Raw genomic sequence first — 16,860 nt, forward strand, 5'->3', positions numbered from 1 at the left:
TCAGTTCATCCGGCGATCAGCCGGATTCCGACAGCGCCCGGGTAGAAGGCGAACGCGATGGTCACCGGAAGGACCAGGAAGACGACCGGGACCATCATGGCGACCTCACGACGGGCGCCGGACTCGATCAGTTCGCGGCGCCCGGCTTCCCGGATGTCACCGGCCTGCGCCCGCAGTACGTCGGCCAGCGGGGTGCCGCGCTCGAGCGCCACCGCCAGCCCGTCCGCGAAGCGCGAGAGCGCCAGCAACCCGGTGCGATCCGCGAGCGCGTCGAGCGCGCGGACCAATGTCTGTCCTGCCCTGGTCTCCGCCAGGACGCGTTTCAGCTCGTTGGCCAGCTCCCCGCGGGACGACCGGGCGACGCGGTCGAGGGCAGCGGCCGGACCTTCACCGGCGGCGACCGACAACGCGAGCAGTTCGGCCACGGTTGGCAGCTCCGCCAGCAGGCGCCGCTCACGCCGCCGTACCTGGGCCGTCAGGTATGTGTCGCGACCGAGGATCGCGGTGATCCCGAGCACCAGGCAGAACACCAGCAGCGCCACCGGATCCCCGAGGCCGACCGCGACGGCGACGACCGAGATCACGATCCCGGCGCCGAAGGCGATCGCGCCCCAGAGCAACTGCTCGATCCGGAACTCCTCGACCGTCCGGTCCAGCCCGGCTCGCTGCAACCGCCGGCGGATCGTGTTCGCGCCGCCGAGGATCCGCTCCAGCCGCTTCGCCGCGGACCGCAGCGACGGGCCGAACAACCGCAGGATCGCGTAGAACGGCGATCGCGAGTCGATCACGCCGACGAAGACGTCGGGCGCACCGAGATCCTGCAGGTACGGCGAAATTCGCTCGTCCACCGTGGGTTTGCGCAGGAACGGCAACCGCAGTACGACGATCAGCAGCCCGGCGCCGAGCACCGCGCCGAGGAAACCACCGAGCAGCATCGGGCTCATCGCAGCACCCGCTCAGGCTCGGGCAGCCGGCCGATCCGCAGCATCACCCGGTACGCGATCACACAGATCACGGCGCCGGCGGCGATGATCAGCGCGCCGACCGGCGAGTTGTACCGCTGGATGACGTCCCCCTGGAACGACAGCAACAACAGCACCAGCCACGGCGCCGCGACCGCGACCCGTGCGCCGTTGACCGACCACGACTGCCGGGACTCGAGCTCGGACCGGGTCCGCGCGTCGTCGCGCAGGAACGACGACAGCGACCGCAGCAACCGGCCGAGGTCGCCACCACCGACCTCGCGCGCGATCCGCAGCGCTTCGACCACGCGGTCACCGACCGGGTCGGCCAGCCGCGCCTTCAAGCGGTCCAGCGACTCGGCGAACCGGCCGGTCGAGGCGTAGTCCGCACCGAACCGCCGGAACGGTTCGCGCAACGGCAACGGCCCGCGCTCGCCCACCTGAGCCAGCGCCTCCGACAACGACAGCCCAGCACGTACGGCGGAGGCGATGTTGTCCACCACGTCCGGCCACAGCTCGCGGAACTCGGCCAGCCGCTTCCGGGCCCGTGACCGCACCAGCGCGATCGGCAGCCAACCGGCCATGATCCCGAACACCACACCGACCGGCAGCGTCTTGGACACCGCGAACATCAGCAGGAACGCAACCAGCCCCATCAGCACGCAGGCGCCGATGAACGCTCCCGGCGTCAAACCTTCGATCCCCGCGCTCGCGAGCAGGTCGCGGCTCTTGCCGCGCAGCCGCCCGTCCGAGCCGGGCACGGTCTCGACCGGCGCCACGAACGCCGCGATGATCAGCAGCAGGCCGACACCGAAGAACAGCCCGATCACGAGCCCCATCAGCCGGCCGCCCCACGCGGCAACTCGGTGAGCAGCCCGGCCACGTTGTACCCGCCCTGCTGGAACCGCTCCGGATGCGGCAGCTGCCCCTCCGCACGACGCAGGTAACCGTCGCGCGTACTGAACAGGGTCTCGGTCTCGATCGCCTGCTCCTCCAACCGCCCGGTGACGGCAACGATCTCGCGCACCCGCCGCCGCCCGTCCGCCGCGATACCGAGGTGTACGACGAGATCGACGCAACCGGCCACCGTCGGCAGCACGAACCGGGACCCGATGTTCTCACCGGCCAGCAGCGGCAGCGTGCACATCTTGGTCAGCGCCTCACGCGCCGAGTTGGCATGGATCGTGCACATGCCGGGGAGGCCGCTGTTCAGCGCGAGCAGCAGATCGAGGCATTCCTCGCCGCGCACCTCGCCGACGATCAGCCGGGACGGGCGCATCCGCAGCGACTCCTTGACCAGGTCGCGCAGCCGCACCTCACCGGTGCCTTCGAGACCAGCCTGCCGGGTCTGCATCGACACCCAGTCGGGGATCGGCAGCTTGATCTCGAAGACCTCCTCGCAGCTGATCACCCGCTCACTGCCGGGAATCGAACCGGCCAGTGCGTTCAGCATCGTGGTCTTGCCGGCCTGCGTGCCGCCGGAGACCAGCACATTGAGGCCGACGGCAACCGATGCCTCCAGCACCGCGGCCGCGTGCGGCGTCAGCGAACCGAGCTGGACCAGGTCGGTCAGCCGGGTCGCGCGTACGGTGAACTTGCGGATGTTGATCGCCGCATACCGCTGGGTGATGCCGCCGAGGACGATGTGGACGCGGCTCCCGTCGGGCAGGCGGGCGTCGGTGAACGGCTGCGACACGTCGATCCGGCGGCCGGTGGTCTTCAGCATCCGCTCGACCAGGTCGCTGACCTCTTCCTCGGTCAGCACGGTCGTGGTCAGCTCATGCCGGCCCTCGCGGGCGATGAACACCCGGCTCGGCTCGTTGATCCAGATCTCCTCGACGGACGGGTCGTCCAGGTACCGCTGCAGCGGCCCGAAGCCCGCGACCCGGTCGTGGACCTCGCGACTGACCGCCTCCAGGTCGCCGATCGGCGGCACCACACCGCTCAGACTGCGCTCGTCGTACTCCCGGACGACGGTGGCGACGATCGAGTTCACCGCGCCCGGGTCGCGGAGCGGGTCGATACCTTCCCGGCGCACCACGTCGCGCACCTGGGCGTCGATCAGCTCGATGGCACCGTTCCAGCTCGAGCGGTGCGCGTCGAGCCTGTCCGCAGTCATCGATCTCCCCGTGTAAGTCCCGTCTGGCGACCACGCTCGGTCACCATGCGGGACCATCCTTTCAACCGCGGGGCGTCCGGCGCCACCCGCGTCTGCTGCCCTGTGGACAACCGTGACACGCCAGTGGCTCACTCACCGTATCGATCAGGTCACGGCCGGGTCCACAAAATTGCAGCTTGTTGCAATTCCGTCGGTAACAGAACCGCCACTCACGGCGTCGAACCGGGCGACAGGTGACCTCGGGAGGGTGCTTTGCCACGGAAGCCCCAGTGGTTGGCGCAGGCACCGTGGTGCCGGCCGTCGACGCTGCCAGCGCGAGCGAGCGCTCGCGGTGGGGAAAGAAATCGCCTCTCAGTGGCGAAAAGTTACCCCGCTTCCCTGAGTACGAGCGACACACGGTCCCGGGAGACCTACCCACCTGAAACGACCAGCAGAACTCCCCACATGACCAGGCCAGCCGACAACCCCGACGAACTTGCGGGGCGGACCATCTAGCGGTGTACGAGCGTGTGCTCGAAGGAGTAGCGGCTGGCGCGGTAGAGGTGCGATCCGTACTCGACCGGCTGGCCGTGGTCGTCGTACGTGATCCGCGTGGTCGCCAGCAGCGGTGAGCCCGGCTCCTCCGACAGGAGCTTCGCCTGCTCGGGTGTTGCCGGTATGGCGGAGATGGTCTGGTGCGCCACCTTCAGCCGGACCCCCTCAGCTCGCAGCAGCTGGTAGAGACCACGCTCGGCCAGTGTGGTCGGGTCGGTCTCCAGGATGTCCGGCGGCAGCCAGTTGCGCATCAGAGCGAGCGGTTCGCCGTCTGCTCGCCGCAGTCGCTCCAGGCGCAGCACCCGGTCGCCCAGCTCGCATTGCAGTGCAGTGGCAACCTCTGCGGTCGCAGGTGAGATTCCGAAGCGCAGTACGTCGGTCTCGGGCTTCCGGTGCGCTGAGGCGAGGTCGTCGTACAGGCTGGTCAGTTCGAGCGAGCGACGTACCTGTCCGGAGTTACCGACCACCTGGGTGCCGACACCGCGTTTGCGGACCAGTAGGCCCTGGTCGACCAGCCGGGCGATCGCCTGGCGGACGGTCGGCCTGCTCAGTCCGTAGGCCTCGGCCAGGTCCACCTCGTTGCTCAACCGGGACCCGACGGGCAGCTCCCCGCCCTGGATGGCCGCCTCCAGCTGCTGCGCCAGCTGCACGTGCAACGGCGTACGGCTGTTCCGATCGACCTGGACCTGGACGGTACTCATGGGCTCATCCTGAAGGCTGGACCGGAATCCGTCGAGCCACCACCCGAATTTGATCAGACCTGCGCCGGCGTGCCTCGCGACGGGAACCAGGACGATCGGACGGCTGGTTCTACGGCAACGGCCGCGGCATCGACCTAGCGAGACACGCAGCAGCTCAGTGCCCCGGTTTCCGTCGGCTTCCGTAGCGGCGCGCGCCGAACAACGGTCCGACGCCGGGTGAACTTTGCGGTCCAGGCGGTCCGGATCGCGGGCACCGGGTTTGGAGGGCGGCTGCAGTGGGGCAGGATGACGGCTTCGTCTGCTCGGTGGACTATGTCGTGAGGAACTGGGGTTCACCACTCTCGAGGGAACTCGCCCACACCGCCCGGATGGTAGTCAGCAAGGGAGAACGCATGGAACCGCTTCGCATCGGCATCCTCGGTGCCGCCCGGATCGCCGACCGGGCCATCGTCGAGCCGGCCAAGCTGACCGGTGCGCGGCTGGTCGCGGTGGCCGCGCGCGACACCGGCCGGGCCGAAGCCTTCGCCGCCGAGCACGGCGTCGAGCGCGTCCACGCGTCGTACCAGCAACTCCTGGACGATCCGGAGATCGAAGCGATCTACAACCCACTGGCGAACGGGCTGCACGGGCCGTGGAACCTGCGGGCACTTGCCGCGGGCAAGCATGTGCTGACCGAGAAGCCGTCGACCAGCAACGCCACCGAGGCTCTGGAGGTCCGGGACGCCGTCCGTACATCCGGTCTGGTGTTCATGGAAGCGTTCCACTACGCGTACCACCCGGTGATGCGGCGGATGCAGGACCTGGTCTCCAAGGGCGAGCTGGGCGACCTGCAGACGGTCGAGACGACGATGGTGATGCCCCCGCCGCCGGACAACGACCCCCGCTGGTCGCTGCCGCTCGCCGGCGGTGCCGTGATGGACGTCGGCTGCTACGCGCTCCATGCGCAACGGATGTTCGCGCAGTACGCCGGTGGCGCGCCGAAGCTGATCAGTGCACGAGCCGGTGAGCGCAAGCGGCTGCCTGGTGTGGACGAGTGGCTGAACGCGGACCTGGAGTTCCCGAACGGTGCGACCGGTGTGGTGCGAACCAGTATGGCGTTCGAGGACGTCGAGTTCAGCCTCAAGGTCGTCGGCAGCCGCGGCGAGGCGGTCGCCCCGTTCTACGTGCTTCCGCAGAACGACGACCGGGTGATCGTCACGACCAAGGAAGACACGTGGGTCGAGCACCTCGGCACGCGTACGTCGTACACGTACCAGCTGGAGGCGTTCGCCGGAGCAGTCCGCAACGGCGCCCCGCTCCTCACCGACGCCGACGACGCCCTGGCCACCATGGAACTCATCGACGCCTGCTACCTCGCCGCAGGCATGGCCCCGCGACCAGCCTCCACGATCTGACTCGCTGTCAGCCCACGAGTAGTCGCTCCAGGCCAGCACCGGTCAACGGCAGGACGGCAGCCGCCCCGCGGTCTCGACGTCGGACCGAGGGGCGGCACAGTCGGCTTGCGGTTACTTCCGGCCCTGCTTGGTGGGCGGGACGATCGAGCTGTCGCCCGGGTTCGGTTTCGGCTGTTTGGGTTGCTTGGGCTTGCGGACTTCGCGCCCGCCTTTGTTCTTCGACATGACAAACTCCGGGGCCTTGCGGATCGCGGATGACGGACAGGCCAACCGGCCTTCGTACGCCGCGGTACTCCTCGTGCCCCGGGGGTTGCCTTCGACGCTACACCCAAGCAGCCGCTTTCAGTCGTGCGTCGGGAAGCCCAGGTTGATGCCGCCGTGGCTGGGATCGAGCCAGCGCGACGTCACGACCTTGCCTCTGGTGAAGAAGTGGACGCCTTCGGTCCCGTGCGCGTGGGTGTCGCCGAACAGCGAGTTCTTCCAGCCGCCGAACGAGTAGTACGCCATCGGCACCGGGATCGGGACGTTGATCCCGACCATCCCGACCTCCACCTCGTTCTGGAACCGGCGCGCCGCCCCGCCGTCGTTGGTGAAGATCGCGGTCCCGTTCCCGTACGGGTTCGAGTTCACCAGCTCGAGCGCCTCGTCGTACGACGGCGTACGCAGCACCGAAAGCACCGGACCGAAGATCTCGTCGGTGTAGATCGACATCTCCGGCGTCACGTTGTCGAACAGCGTCGGACCGAGCCAGAACCCGTCGGCCGCCCCGTCGAAGTCACCCGCGCGGCCGTCGACCACCAGCTCCGCGCCGGCCTCGACCCCGGCCGCGACGTACCCGGCGACCTTGTCCCGGTGCTCGCCGGTCACCAACGGGCCCATATCGCACCCGCGCGTCCCGTCGCCGGTCTTCAGCTTGCCCATCCGCTCCTTGATCTTGCCGATCAGCTCGTCCGCGATCGGCTCGACCGCGATCAAGGCGGAGATCGCCATGCAGCGCTCACCCGCCGACCCGAACCCGGCGTTCACGGCGGCGTCCGCCGCGAGGTCCAGGTCCGCGTCCGGCAGCACGATCATGTGGTTCTTCGCACCGCCGAGGGCCTGCACGCGCTTGCCGTTCTTGGTGCCGTTCTCGTAGACATAGCGAGCGATCGGCGTCGACCCGACGAACGACACCGACTTGATGTCCGGGTGCTCGAGCAGCCGGTCGACCGCCTCCTTGTCACCGTGCACGACGTTCACCACGCCGTCCGGCAGGCCGGCCTCCTTCCACAGCTCGGCCATCGCGTTCGCCGCGGACGGGTCCTTCTCGGACGGCTTGATCACCACGCTGTTGCCACAGGCAACCGCGATCGGCACGAACCACATCGGCACCATGGCCGGGAAGTTGAACGGCGAGATCACCGCGCTGACGCCGAGCGGCTGCCGGATCGAGTACACATCGACCTTGGTCGACACGCCTTCGCTGTACCCGCCCTTGAGCAGGTGCGGGATCCCGCAGGCGAACTCGATCACCTCGAGGCCGCGGGTCACCTCGCCGAGCGCGTCGGACAGCACCTTGCCGTGCTCGGCCGTGATGATCGCAGCGATCCGCTCCTTGTCCCGGTTCACCAGCTCGCGGTACGCGAACAGGACCTGGGCGCGCTTCGTGAGCGACGTCTGCGCCCAGGTCTTCGACGCCTCGTGAGCGACCTTGACGACCTCGTCGACGGTGGCCGTCGACGCCAGGTCCAGCTCGCCGGTGACCTGACCGGTCGCGGGGTTGTAGACCTTGCTGGTCCGCTCGGCCACGCCGGTCCACGAGCTGCCGCCGACGAGGTGGGTGATGCGCTTGCTGTCAGTACTCACGATGTTTCCTCACTGCCGGATTGCTGAAGGTGTTTCATCCGAGGACCTTGCTGCGGTCGGCCAGGGTGACGTCGACCGGTCTACCAGAGCTGAGCGACTCGAGGCCCGCCTCGCAGACCGCTGCCGCCGCGTAGCCGTCCCAGGCGCTCGGCCCGTCGATCTCACCGCGCACGGTGGCGTCGACCCAGCGCTGCACCTCGATGTCGTACGCCTGCTCGAACCGGATCCGGAAGTCGGCCGGCATCGCGCCGCCCCACTGCCCGCCGGCCCGGGTGAAGACACCGGACCCGAGGCCGATCGTCGCGCTCCCGCGCTCGGCCACCGCCTCACAGCGGACCTCGTACCCGACCTGGAAGTTCACGAACACCTCCACGTCGGCCATCGCCCCGTTCGCCAGCTCGAACACGGCCAACTGCGGATCGAGTACGCCGTCCCCGACCAGACTCGTCGGCGTTGGGGTGTGGACGGTGATCCGGGTGATCTCCTCGCCGAACAGCCACCGGGTGATGTCGACCTCGTGCACCATCGAGTCCCGGACGATCATCTCGCTCCGGAACGTCGGCGGGGCCGACTTGTTCCGGTGCACGTTGTGCAGCAGCAGCGTCCGCCCGAGATCACCCGAGTCGAGCAGCTGCTTCAAAGCGGCGTACTCCGGGTCGAACCGCCGCATGAACCCGACCTGGATCAGCTGCCGCCCGAGCTTGTGTTCGGCCTCGACCACGCGCAACGCCGACGCCGCGTCCATCGTCAACGGTTTCTCGCACAGCACCGGCTTCCGGTTCTCCAGGCAGGCGAACAGCTGCTCCGCGTGCGCGAATCCGGGCGACGCCAGGATCACCGCGTCGACATCGTCCGCGGCGATCAGATCCATCGGATCCTCCACCACGCGAACAGTCTCCGCGTACGCCGTACCGCCCGAGTGTCTCGCCGCACTGGCGGACCCGCCGCCTCCCGGCCTGTCCGACAGGCTGCCGGCGAGCGCCTCGGCCCGGCCCTGATCCGCATCGGAGACGGCGACCAGGCGTGCACCCGCCGTCTTCCGCACAACGCGTTCGGCATGGTCGGCGCCCATCACTCCGACGCCGACGATCCCGACCCGCAGCTCGGTCATGTCCCCTCCTGCCCCTGCTGCACATCATCCACGACCACCTCGGGATTGATCTCCCGCAGCTCGTGGCTCAGCGCCTCCAGCTCGGATCCGCCGGCCATCTCGGTCGTCAGCTCCTCGAGCGTGATCTCCGACCGGTGTGTGTCGAGCGCGACCCGGCCGAGCTTCAGGACGACGAAGTGGTTGCCGACCAGGTACGCGTGGTGCGGGTTGTGGGTGATGAAGATGACCCCGATCCCGGCGTCGCGCGCCTTCACGACGTACTTCAGCACGACGCCCGACTGGTTCACGCCGAGCGCAGCGGTCGGCTCGTCGAGGATCAGCACCTTGGCGCCGAAGTGGATCGCGCGCGCGATCGCCACACACTGCCGCTGACCGCCCGACAGCTTGCCGACCGGCTGCTCGAGATCGGGGATCGCGATCCCCATCTTGGTCAGCTCCTCCTGCGCGATCCGCTTCATCCTCGCCGCGTCCAGCTGCCGGAACGGCCCCTTGGTGATCTCGTTGCCGAGGAAGAAGTTCCGCCAGACCGACATCAGCGGCGCCAGCGCCAGGTCCTGGTAGACGGTCGCGATGCCGCTGTCGAGCGACTCGCGCGGCGAACCGAAGTGCCGCTCCTCGCCGTTCACCGACATCCGGCCCGACGTGTAGTCGTGCAGCCCGGCGATGATCTTGATCAGTGTCGACTTGCCCGCGCCGTTGTCACCGAGCACACAGGTGATCTCGCCCTGCCGGACCGACAGCGACACCCCGCGCAACGCCTGGATGTTGCCGTAGCTCTTGCCGACGTCCTCGAGCAGCACGATCGGCGTGTTCGGACTGCTCGTCGCGTCGTCCGCGAACGACTCTGTGGTGGTCATCGTGCCTCCGCCTTGTTCTTCACGACGAGGTTGACGATGGTTGCTAGGAGCAACATAGCGCCGAGGAAGACCTTGAACCAGTCAGGATTCCACTCCGCATAAACGACCCCCAACTGGACCATACCGAAGATCAGCGCGCCGACCGCGCCGCCGACGACCGATCCATATCCCCCCGTGAGAAGACAGCCACCGACTACCGCCGCGATGATGTAGAGGAACTCCTTGCCGACGCCCTCGCCGGACTGCACCACACCGTTGGAGTTGAACAACAGTTGCATGCCAGTGAACCAGGCAAAGAATCCGACGGCCACGAACAGACCGATCTTGACCTTGTTCACCGGTACGCCGACGGCCCTGGCAGCCGCCGCGTCACCGCCGACCGCGAAGATCCAGTTGCCGATCTGCGTCTTCAGCAGCACCCAGGCTGCCATCGCGACGAATGCGATCCACCAAACGATGATGATCTTGATCGTTACGCCGCCGAGTTTGAACTCCGAGGCGAACACCGCCTTCGCCGCGCCGAACCCGTCCATGTCGCTGATCGAGTTCGACGCGACGGCGCCGGAGGTCAGCCGCGTGACCGCGATGTTCACGCCCTGCAAGATGAAGAAGGTGCCCAGTGTCACTAGGAAGCTGGGCAAGCCTGTTCGCATCAGCAACCAGCCGTTGAACAGCCCGATCGCCAGCGAGACCGCCAGGGCGACGACCATACCGACCCAGACGTTCACACTCAACTGGTACGCGAAGATGCCCGCGGTCAGGCCCGTTGTCGTCACCGCGACCCCGGCCGACAGGTCGAACTCGCCGCCGATCATCAGCAGCGACACCGGCACGGCCATCACACCGATCAGCGCAGCCTGGTACAGGATCGTGCCGGTGTTGTTGATGTCGCGGAACGGCGGGGCTGCGATCAGGAAGAACACCAGGATCACGGCCGCGCCGACGAGCGATCCGATCTCCGGCCGGCTGAGCAGCCGGGCGCCGAGGGACCGGGCGGAGACACGGTCGTCCGCCGAGGTGGGTGAGGTGATGGTCGATGCCATGGCGCTACCTCAGCGCGTCCCGGCTTCGGCGTACTTCTGGACCGCCGCGATGTTCGACTTGTCGATGAAGGCCGGCCCGGTCAGGGTCGCCTCGCCGCCGCCGATGATGTCGCCGTTGGTCTTGTAGAGCCAGATCGCGTCGACCGCGAGGTAGCCCTGCAGGTACGGCTGCTGGTCGACGGCGAACTGCACGGTGCCGTCGCTGACCGCCTTGGCCATCTCCTTGCTCATGTCGAAGCTGCCGATCTTCGCCGACGATCCGGCGTCCTTGGCCGCCTGGACCGCGGTCAGCGCGATCCCCGCGTTCAGCGCCACCACGTAGTCGGCGGTCTTGTCCGCCTGCAGCTTCGAGGTCAGGGTCGCCTGCGTGCCGGGCTGGTCGGTGCCGTTGACGTTGATGTTCTGGGTTGTGGGCAGCTTGTCCTTGATGCCCTGGCAACGGGCCTCGAGGCTGACGTTGCCCTGCTCGTGAATGACGCAGAGGACGTTCTTCGCGCCGAGCTGCTTGAGTTTCTCACCGGTCGCCTGGCCCGCGATCCGCTCGTCCTGGCCGAAGTACCCGATCGCGCCGGTGGTCTTCCACTGGTCGAGACCACCGTTGAGGACCGTCACCGGGATGCCGGCCGCGATCGCCTTCTTGACGTTCGGGATCACCGCGTCCGGCTTGTTCAGCGTGACCGCGATGCCGTCGACCTTGGAGTCGATCGCGGTCTGCACGAGGTTCGCCTGCGCCGCGCCGTCCGGGTCCGCGGAGTACTGCAGCTCGATGTTGTCCTTCTTCGCGGCCGCCTCGGCGCCGCGCCGCACGATGTCCCAGAAGGTGTCGCCCGGACCCGAGTGGGTGATCATGGCAACCTTCATCCGCGGCGTGTCCGCGACGTTGCCGCCGCTGCCGCCGGAGCTCTGCTCCTTCTGCTTGCCGCCGGAGGAGCTGCACGCGGCCAGCGCCGCGGCGAGCACGACAGCCGCGACCGCGGCCCCCGCCTTCTTCTGCCACCGAACCATGACTTGCTACCAGCCTTTCAGGTGTTCCGCGGCACTCCGCGGACTTGCGTGGGACCCGAGAGTTTCACACTCCCGTGGCCGTCATCTCGATGCAGCACCCCCAGAAGCGGTGAGATACGTCAACGTCCGCGCCGCGATCGGCAGCGGTACGTCGGGCGCACACGGGTACATGTCCTGCTCCACGATCGCGAACACGTCGGCGTCGAGCGCGGCCAGCGCGTCGAGGACCGGCGGCAGCTCGGGTACGCCGTTGGGCGGCTCGCACATCACGCCCCGCCGTACCGCCTCGTCGACGCTCAGACCTTCGGCTTCGACCTCCGCGAGGATCTTCGGATCGACCTGCTTGAGGTGCACGTAGCCGATCCGGTCCGGGTACTTGCGGATCAGCTCGAGGTTGTCGCCGCCGCAGTAGCCGATATGACCGGTGTCCAGGCACAGGTTCACGTAGGCGCTGTCGGTCGTCTCGAGGAAGCGCTCGACGGTGTCCTGCGTGTCGATATGTCCATCCGCGTGCGGGTGGTACTGCGTCAGCAGCCCGAACTCCTCCGACAGGCGGCGGCCCAGCTCGGTCACCGCCTGTCCGTGTCTGGCCTGACCGTCGTGGTCCAACCGCTCCTCGACGACCTCACCGTTGTCACCACGCCACATCGACGGCATCACGACCAGATGCTTCGCACCCATCGCGGCCGTCAGCTCGGCAGTCTTGGCGACGTCGCGCCAGGTCGCCTCCCACCCGTCGGGACGATGCAGCTGCTCGAACGTCGTACCGGCGGTCATCGTGAGACCGCGCTGGTCGAGCTCGTCCTTCAGCCTGACCGGGTCGGTCGGAAGGTAGCCGTACGGACCGAGCTCGATCCGCGTGTACCCGGCCATGGCCACCTCGTCGAGGAACCGCGTCCACGGCGTCTGCTGCGGGTCGTTGGCGAACCAGACTCCCCACGAGTCCGGCGCCGTACCGATATCGACTCTGCCCATCAGCGCTCCCCCTCGGCGGGAGCCAGGTACGGACGCTGAGCCTTCTTGCTTTCCTCGTACGTCGCTGCCGCGGCCTGCGTGGACTGCAGCTCCGACACCTCGCTGACCGGAACGTCCCACCAGGAGTCGCTGTCCGGACCGCCGACCAGCGGGTCGGTCGTGACATGAATCGCGATCGGCCCGGTCGCAGCCTTCGCGGTCTGGATCGCCTTCTCCAGCTCGGGCCGGCTGTGGACGTCGATCACGTCGACACCGAAACTGCGCACGTTCGCCGCGAGGTCGATCGGCAGGTAGTCGCCGTCGAGCCGGCCGTCACCGGTCCGCTTGCGGTACGCCGTCCCGAACCGCTGGGATCCGAGCGACTCCGAGAGCGCGCCGATCGACGCGAAGCCGTGGTTCTGCACGAGAACCACGATGATCTTGAGGTTCTCCTGGACCGCGGTCGCCAGTTCGCTGGACATCATCAGGTACGACCCGTCGCCGACCATAACGAACACATCGCGATCCGGTGCACCGAGCCGGACACCGAGTCCGCCGGCGATCTCGTATCCCATGCAGGAGAAGCCATATTCGACGTGGTATCCCTTCGGGTCGCGCGGCCGCCACAGTTTGTGGAGGTCACCCGGCATGGAGCCGGCCGCGCAGACAACCACATCAGACGCCGCCGACAATTCGTTGACGGCGCCGATCACCTCGCCCTGGGTGAGCAGTCCTTCGGCCAGTTTCGCGGTCACCTCGGCGGAGGGCCGGAAAACTGCGTCCACAGTTCCGTTCCAGTTCCTTGTGAGTTCCTGGGCCTCGGCTGTGTACTTGGCATCCACGGACCACTCGCCGAGCGCGGATCCCAACGAAACAAGGGCTTCCCGCGCATCGGCCACTACCGGGAGGCCGGCATGCTTACCACTGTCGAATCGCGCCACGTTGATGTTCAGGAACCGGACCTGCGGATTCTGGAACGCAGTCCGCGATGCTGTCGTGAAGTCGCTGTAGCGGGTGCCGATCCCGATCACCAGGTCCGCGTCACGCGCCAACGCGTTGGCTGCCGTGGTCCCGGTCGACCCGACCGCACCCACCGCTTGCGGGTGATCGTAGGTCAGAGATCCCTTACCTGCTTGAGTTTCCGACACCGGTACGCCGGTGCGCTCGGCGAACTCGCGCAGCGCGTCCTCGGCTCCCGAGTAGTGCACACCACCACCGGCCACGATCAACGGTCGCTGCGCGGACCGTAGGAGATCTACCGCCTTGTCGACAATTGATGCCTCCGGCAAGGGCCGTGCGACGTACCAGGTGCGCTCGACGAAGAGCTCCTCAGGCCAGTCGTACGCCTCGGCCTGGACGTCCTGCGGCAGGGCCAGCGTCACCGCGCCGGTCTCGACCGGATCGGTCAGCACACGCATCGCGTTCATCAGTGCCGAGGGCAATTGTTCGGGACGCCAGACGCGATCGAAGTACTTCGACACCGGGCGGAAGGCGTCGTTGACCGACACGTCACCGGCGCCGAAGCTCTCCAGCTCCTGCAGCACGGGTGTCGCCACCCGGGTCGCGAACACATCCGAAGGGAGGATCAGCACCGGCAACCGGTTGATCGTCGCAAGGGCCGCACCGGTCACCATGTTGGTCGAGCCCGGCCCCACACTCGCCGTGCAGGCGTAGGTCTGGAGCCGGTCACGGGTGCGGGCGAAGGCCGCTGCGGTGTGCACCATGGCCTGCTCGTTGCGGGCCAAGATGTACGGCAACGCCTTCGGGTCCTCGAGTTCGGACTGCAGCAACGCCTGGCCGAGCCCGGCCACGTTGCCGTGGCCGAAGATGCCCAGCGACCCGGCGATCAGCCGCTGCCGCATCCCGTCCCGCTCCGAGTACTGGACGCTCAGGAATCGCACCAGGGCCTGCGCGACCGTGAGACGCACCGTCATGACTCATCTCCTGTTCGTCCGAAAGGTAGGCGCGGATCAAGATGCTGGGAGTTCCACAGGTCGCGGACCCAGGCGTGCTGCGGATCGTCGGTGATCAGCCACTGGCGCTCGGTGCCGGGTCCAGCCATCACATTGAGGTAGTACATGTCGTACCCGGGCGGGGCCATCGCGGGACCGTGCCAGCCGTGCGGGACCAACACCACGTCACCGCTGCGGACCTCCGCCAGTACGTCGATCGGGCGCTCCTCGGTGCCGTAGACCCGCTGGTAGCCGATCGGATCGTTGCCCTTGACACCTTCCGGGACGTCGTCGGACAGCTGCAGCTCGAAGTAGTAGATCTCCTCGAGCTCACTCTCCTTCCCGGGTTTGTGCTCATCGTGCTTGTGCGGCGGGTAGGACGACCAGTTACCCGCCGGCGTGATCACCTCGCACGCGATGATCGAGTCCGCCTCGAGAACTCCCGGCGTACCGAAGTTGCGGACCTGACGGGACGCGACACCGGCGCCACGGAGCTCGGTCTCGACATCGTCGGCGCCGATCCGCCGGAACGGATGGTCCGTCGCAGCCTTGGCGTGCGGGAACGCGATCCGCGCGCCACCGGCGCTGACCACGGCGAACGTCGAGTTCCGGGGCACGTACGCCAGATCCGTCGGCCCCGCGAACACATCGGCCCGTCCACCGAGCGGGACCGCCTCACCGTCCACGATCACCTCGGCCGACCCACTGAACGGAAGGACGATGTACTCACAGTCCCCGGTGTCGATCTGCACCGACTGCCCAGGAAGCAGGGTCCGAACCAGCAAGCCACTGTGATGCCACTCCGCCTCCCCCGGCCGCACCGCGAGCTCGAACCCATCGCTCGCCGCACTCCCGGCCGGCCGAACCCATTCAGTCATCCCAACAGTCCTTCCTCAGAACCTCAGCGGTCCGGGTCATACGGTGTCGCCGTGAACCAGCGCGGCGGCGCGGTCGACAGCCGCCGCCACGTCGCCGTCGGGTGGGAACAGCAGCGCCCGCCCGACCACAAGCCCACGTACCGACGGCAGCTCGAGCGCCTTACCCCACGAGGCATAGGTCGCTTCCGGCTCCGCGGTCGGATCTCCGCCGAGCAGCAGCGTCGGCAGAGTCGTTGCCTCCATCACCCGATCGAGCTCGTCCACGACCGGCAGCTTGAGCCACGTGTACGCACTCGTCGCGCCGAGACCGGACGCGATCTGGATCGACTTGATGACCGAGTCGGGATCGAGCAGGTTCGCGACCCGCCCGTCCTCGCCACGCGTCGACCAGAACGGCTCCACCATCGCCATCAGCTTGTGCTCGGCCAGCCCGGTCACCGCCGCGGCACTGCTCTCCAACGTCGCCACGGTCCCCGGATCACCGAGGTCGATCCGCGTCAGCATCTTCCCGCCGTCGAGCCGCCGTGCAGCGACCTCATCAGCAGTCCGGTACGCCGTGAACCGGTCGTCCAACTCGAACGCCGCCCCCTGCAACCCGCCCCGGTTCATCGACCCGATGACGACCTTGCCCTCCAAAGCACCGAGCAGCAGCAAGTCCTCCAACACGTCCGGCGTCGCTAGTACGCCGTCCACGCCCGGCCGCTGCAACGCAATCATCAACCGAGCAATCAGATCGGCCCGGCTCCCCATCGCCATCCGATCGCCCCGCACCCCCAACGCACCACGCGCCGGATGATCAGCAGCCACGATCAACAGCCGCCCGTCATCCCCCACCAACGCCCGAGTCCGCCGCTGCAACCACCCCTCAGCCACCCGCTCCGGATGCCGAACCCGAACCTCAGTCAACTCCCCCAACCGCTCAGCAACCCCCTCCCCCCAAACCAACCCCACTCGCACCCTGAGCCCCTGCTCCTGAACTGAGGCGGGCCCGTCAGGCTCACCAACCAAACCATCAGCCCGCCGACCTGCCCCACCAACAGCCCCAGCGCCTCCCGCCCCAACACCAAGTACTGCGCCAACACCAGCATCTGCACCAGCGGCAACTGCAACTCCGGGTTCTGCACCCGCACCTGCAGCAACTCCGACCCCAGCCTCTGAGCCAGCACCCGCTCCAGCTCCGGCTTCTACGCCAGCAGCAACACTTGCTCCAGTTGCCGCACCGGCTCCGACACCGGCTCCGACATCGGCCCCGGCTACGACACCGGCTCCGGCTCCAAGACCGGCTCCGACTGCAGCACCTACTCCGGTAGCCAAGGCACCTGCGGCGGCGCCGATCCCAGCAGCACCCGCAGCGCCATGCATGCCGGCACTGGCACCACCAGCCGCGTCGGACAGACCGGCAGCGCTAGCAACTCCAGCCGCGTCGGGCAGGCCCGCAGCACCGGACGTGCCGGCCGTGCCTGCGGCGTCGGCCGAGGCGCCGGGGCGGATTGTCGCGTCTTCAT

General features: G+C 67.9%; 15 protein-coding genes. 1 reads left to right on the forward strand and 14 read right to left on the reverse strand.

All coding sequences use genetic code 11. From position 1 onward, the window contains the following. Nucleotides 1–5: 5 nt before the first annotated feature. From ACWF0M_RS06320 to ACWF0M_RS06335, 4 genes are all read right to left on the reverse strand, one after another. Entirely contained in the window at nucleotides 6–944 is a 939-nt protein-coding gene (locus ACWF0M_RS06320; RefSeq protein ID WP_452234555.1) for a type II secretion system F family protein, read from the reverse strand. Continuing rightward, complete coding sequence (locus ACWF0M_RS06325) at nucleotides 941–1,801, reverse strand: type II secretion system F family protein (RefSeq protein WP_452234556.1); 861 nt, start codon at nucleotides 1,799–1,801, stop codon at nucleotides 941–943. The genes ACWF0M_RS06320 and ACWF0M_RS06325 overlap by 4 nt, the downstream gene beginning before the upstream one ends. Beyond that, nucleotides 1,801–3,081, reverse strand: a complete 1,281-nt coding sequence (locus ACWF0M_RS06330; RefSeq protein WP_452234557.1) for a CpaF family protein — start codon at nucleotides 3,079–3,081, stop codon at nucleotides 1,801–1,803. The genes ACWF0M_RS06325 and ACWF0M_RS06330 overlap by 1 nt, the downstream gene beginning before the upstream one ends. A gap of 491 nt (nucleotides 3,082–3,572) precedes the next feature. After that, nucleotides 3,573–4,316 (reverse strand): GntR family transcriptional regulator, encoded by a 744-nt coding sequence (locus tag ACWF0M_RS06335; RefSeq protein ID WP_452234558.1) that lies wholly within the window; start codon nucleotides 4,314–4,316, stop codon nucleotides 3,573–3,575. Between the two features lie 392 nt (nucleotides 4,317–4,708). Here ACWF0M_RS06335 and ACWF0M_RS06340 point away from each other — a divergent pair, with 392 nt between their 5' ends. Next, a complete protein-coding gene (locus tag ACWF0M_RS06340) occupies nucleotides 4,709–5,710 on the forward strand; it encodes a Gfo/Idh/MocA family protein (protein ID WP_452234559.1) in 1,002 nt (333 codons plus the stop codon). A gap of 342 nt (nucleotides 5,711–6,052) precedes the next feature. Here ACWF0M_RS06340 and ACWF0M_RS06345 read toward each other — a convergent pair whose 3' ends face one another. The 10 genes from ACWF0M_RS06345 to ACWF0M_RS06390 form a co-directional block, all read right to left on the reverse strand. Next, nucleotides 6,053–7,555 (reverse strand): CoA-acylating methylmalonate-semialdehyde dehydrogenase, encoded by a 1,503-nt coding sequence (locus ACWF0M_RS06345; protein ID WP_452234560.1) that lies wholly within the window; start codon nucleotides 7,553–7,555, stop codon nucleotides 6,053–6,055. Nucleotides 7,556–7,589: 34 nt separating this feature from the next. Then, complete coding sequence (locus tag ACWF0M_RS06350; RefSeq protein WP_452234561.1) at nucleotides 7,590–8,666, reverse strand: Gfo/Idh/MocA family protein; 1,077 nt, start codon at nucleotides 8,664–8,666, stop codon at nucleotides 7,590–7,592. Beyond that, nucleotides 8,663–9,523, reverse strand: coding sequence for an ATP-binding cassette domain-containing protein (locus ACWF0M_RS06355; RefSeq protein ID WP_452234562.1), 861 nt, complete (start codon nucleotides 9,521–9,523; stop codon nucleotides 8,663–8,665). The genes ACWF0M_RS06350 and ACWF0M_RS06355 overlap by 4 nt, the downstream gene beginning before the upstream one ends. Further along, on the reverse strand, nucleotides 9,520–10,566 hold the full coding sequence (locus ACWF0M_RS06360; protein WP_452234563.1) for an ABC transporter permease: 1,047 nt from the start codon (nucleotides 10,564–10,566) through the stop codon (nucleotides 9,520–9,522). Before ACWF0M_RS06360 ends, ACWF0M_RS06355 begins: the two co-directional genes overlap by 4 nt. Before the next feature lie 9 nt (nucleotides 10,567–10,575). Next, a complete protein-coding gene (locus ACWF0M_RS06365; RefSeq protein WP_452234564.1) occupies nucleotides 10,576–11,571 on the reverse strand; it encodes a sugar ABC transporter substrate-binding protein in 996 nt (331 codons plus the stop codon). An 81-nt stretch (nucleotides 11,572–11,652) separates the two neighbouring features. Next, a complete protein-coding gene (locus tag ACWF0M_RS06370; RefSeq protein WP_452234565.1) occupies nucleotides 11,653–12,546 on the reverse strand; it encodes a TIM barrel protein in 894 nt (297 codons plus the stop codon). Continuing rightward, nucleotides 12,546–14,459 (reverse strand): 3D-(3,5/4)-trihydroxycyclohexane-1,2-dione acylhydrolase (decyclizing), encoded by a 1,914-nt coding sequence (iolD, locus tag ACWF0M_RS06375; protein ID WP_452234566.1) that lies wholly within the window; start codon nucleotides 14,457–14,459, stop codon nucleotides 12,546–12,548. The genes ACWF0M_RS06370 and iolD overlap by 1 nt, the downstream gene beginning before the upstream one ends. Continuing rightward, nucleotides 14,456–15,355, reverse strand: coding sequence for a 5-deoxy-glucuronate isomerase (gene iolB, locus ACWF0M_RS06380; RefSeq protein ID WP_452234567.1), 900 nt, complete (start codon nucleotides 15,353–15,355; stop codon nucleotides 14,456–14,458). The genes iolD and iolB overlap by 4 nt, the downstream gene beginning before the upstream one ends. A gap of 36 nt (nucleotides 15,356–15,391) precedes the next feature. After that, a complete protein-coding gene (locus ACWF0M_RS06385) occupies nucleotides 15,392–16,270 on the reverse strand; it encodes a Cgl0159 family (beta/alpha)8-fold protein (protein ID WP_452234568.1) in 879 nt (292 codons plus the stop codon). 383 nt (nucleotides 16,271–16,653) lie between these two features. Next, nucleotides 16,654–16,860: a hypothetical protein gene (locus tag ACWF0M_RS06390; protein WP_452234569.1), complete on the reverse strand. Its 207-nt coding sequence runs from the start codon at nucleotides 16,858–16,860 to the stop codon at nucleotides 16,654–16,656.

This window comes from Kribbella sp. NPDC055110, from assembly GCF_053607525.1.

Coding starts and splice junctions, on each gene's coding strand:
- ACWF0M_RS06320 (WP_452234555.1), bottom strand. CDS start 944: ATGAGCCCGATGCTGCTCGGTGGTTTCCTCGGCGCGGTGCTCGGCGCC.
- ACWF0M_RS06325 (WP_452234556.1), bottom strand. CDS start 1,801: ATGGGGCTCGTGATCGGGCTGTTCTTCGGTGTCGGCCTGCTGCTGATC.
- ACWF0M_RS06330 (WP_452234557.1), bottom strand. CDS start 3,081: ATGACTGCGGACAGGCTCGACGCGCACCGCTCGAGCTGGAACGGTGCC.
- ACWF0M_RS06335 (WP_452234558.1), bottom strand. CDS start 4,316: ATGAGTACCGTCCAGGTCCAGGTCGATCGGAACAGCCGTACGCCGTTG.
- ACWF0M_RS06340 (WP_452234559.1), top strand. CDS start 4,709: ATGGAACCGCTTCGCATCGGCATCCTCGGTGCCGCCCGGATCGCCGAC.
- ACWF0M_RS06350 (WP_452234561.1), bottom strand. CDS start 8,666: ATGACCGAGCTGCGGGTCGGGATCGTCGGCGTCGGAGTGATGGGCGCC.
- ACWF0M_RS06355 (WP_452234562.1), bottom strand. CDS start 9,523: ATGACCACCACAGAGTCGTTCGCGGACGACGCGACGAGCAGTCCGAAC.
- ACWF0M_RS06360 (WP_452234563.1), bottom strand. CDS start 10,566: ATGGCATCGACCATCACCTCACCCACCTCGGCGGACGACCGTGTCTCC.
- ACWF0M_RS06365 (WP_452234564.1), bottom strand. CDS start 11,571: ATGGTTCGGTGGCAGAAGAAGGCGGGGGCCGCGGTCGCGGCTGTCGTG.
- ACWF0M_RS06370 (WP_452234565.1), bottom strand. CDS start 12,546: ATGGGCAGAGTCGATATCGGTACGGCGCCGGACTCGTGGGGAGTCTGG.
- iolD (WP_452234566.1), bottom strand. CDS start 14,459: ATGACGGTGCGTCTCACGGTCGCGCAGGCCCTGGTGCGATTCCTGAGC.
- iolB (WP_452234567.1), bottom strand. CDS start 15,355: ATGACTGAATGGGTTCGGCCGGCCGGGAGTGCGGCGAGCGATGGGTTC.
- ACWF0M_RS06390 (WP_452234569.1), bottom strand. CDS start 16,860: ATGAAGACGCGACAATCCGCCCCGGCGCCTCGGCCGACGCCGCAGGCA.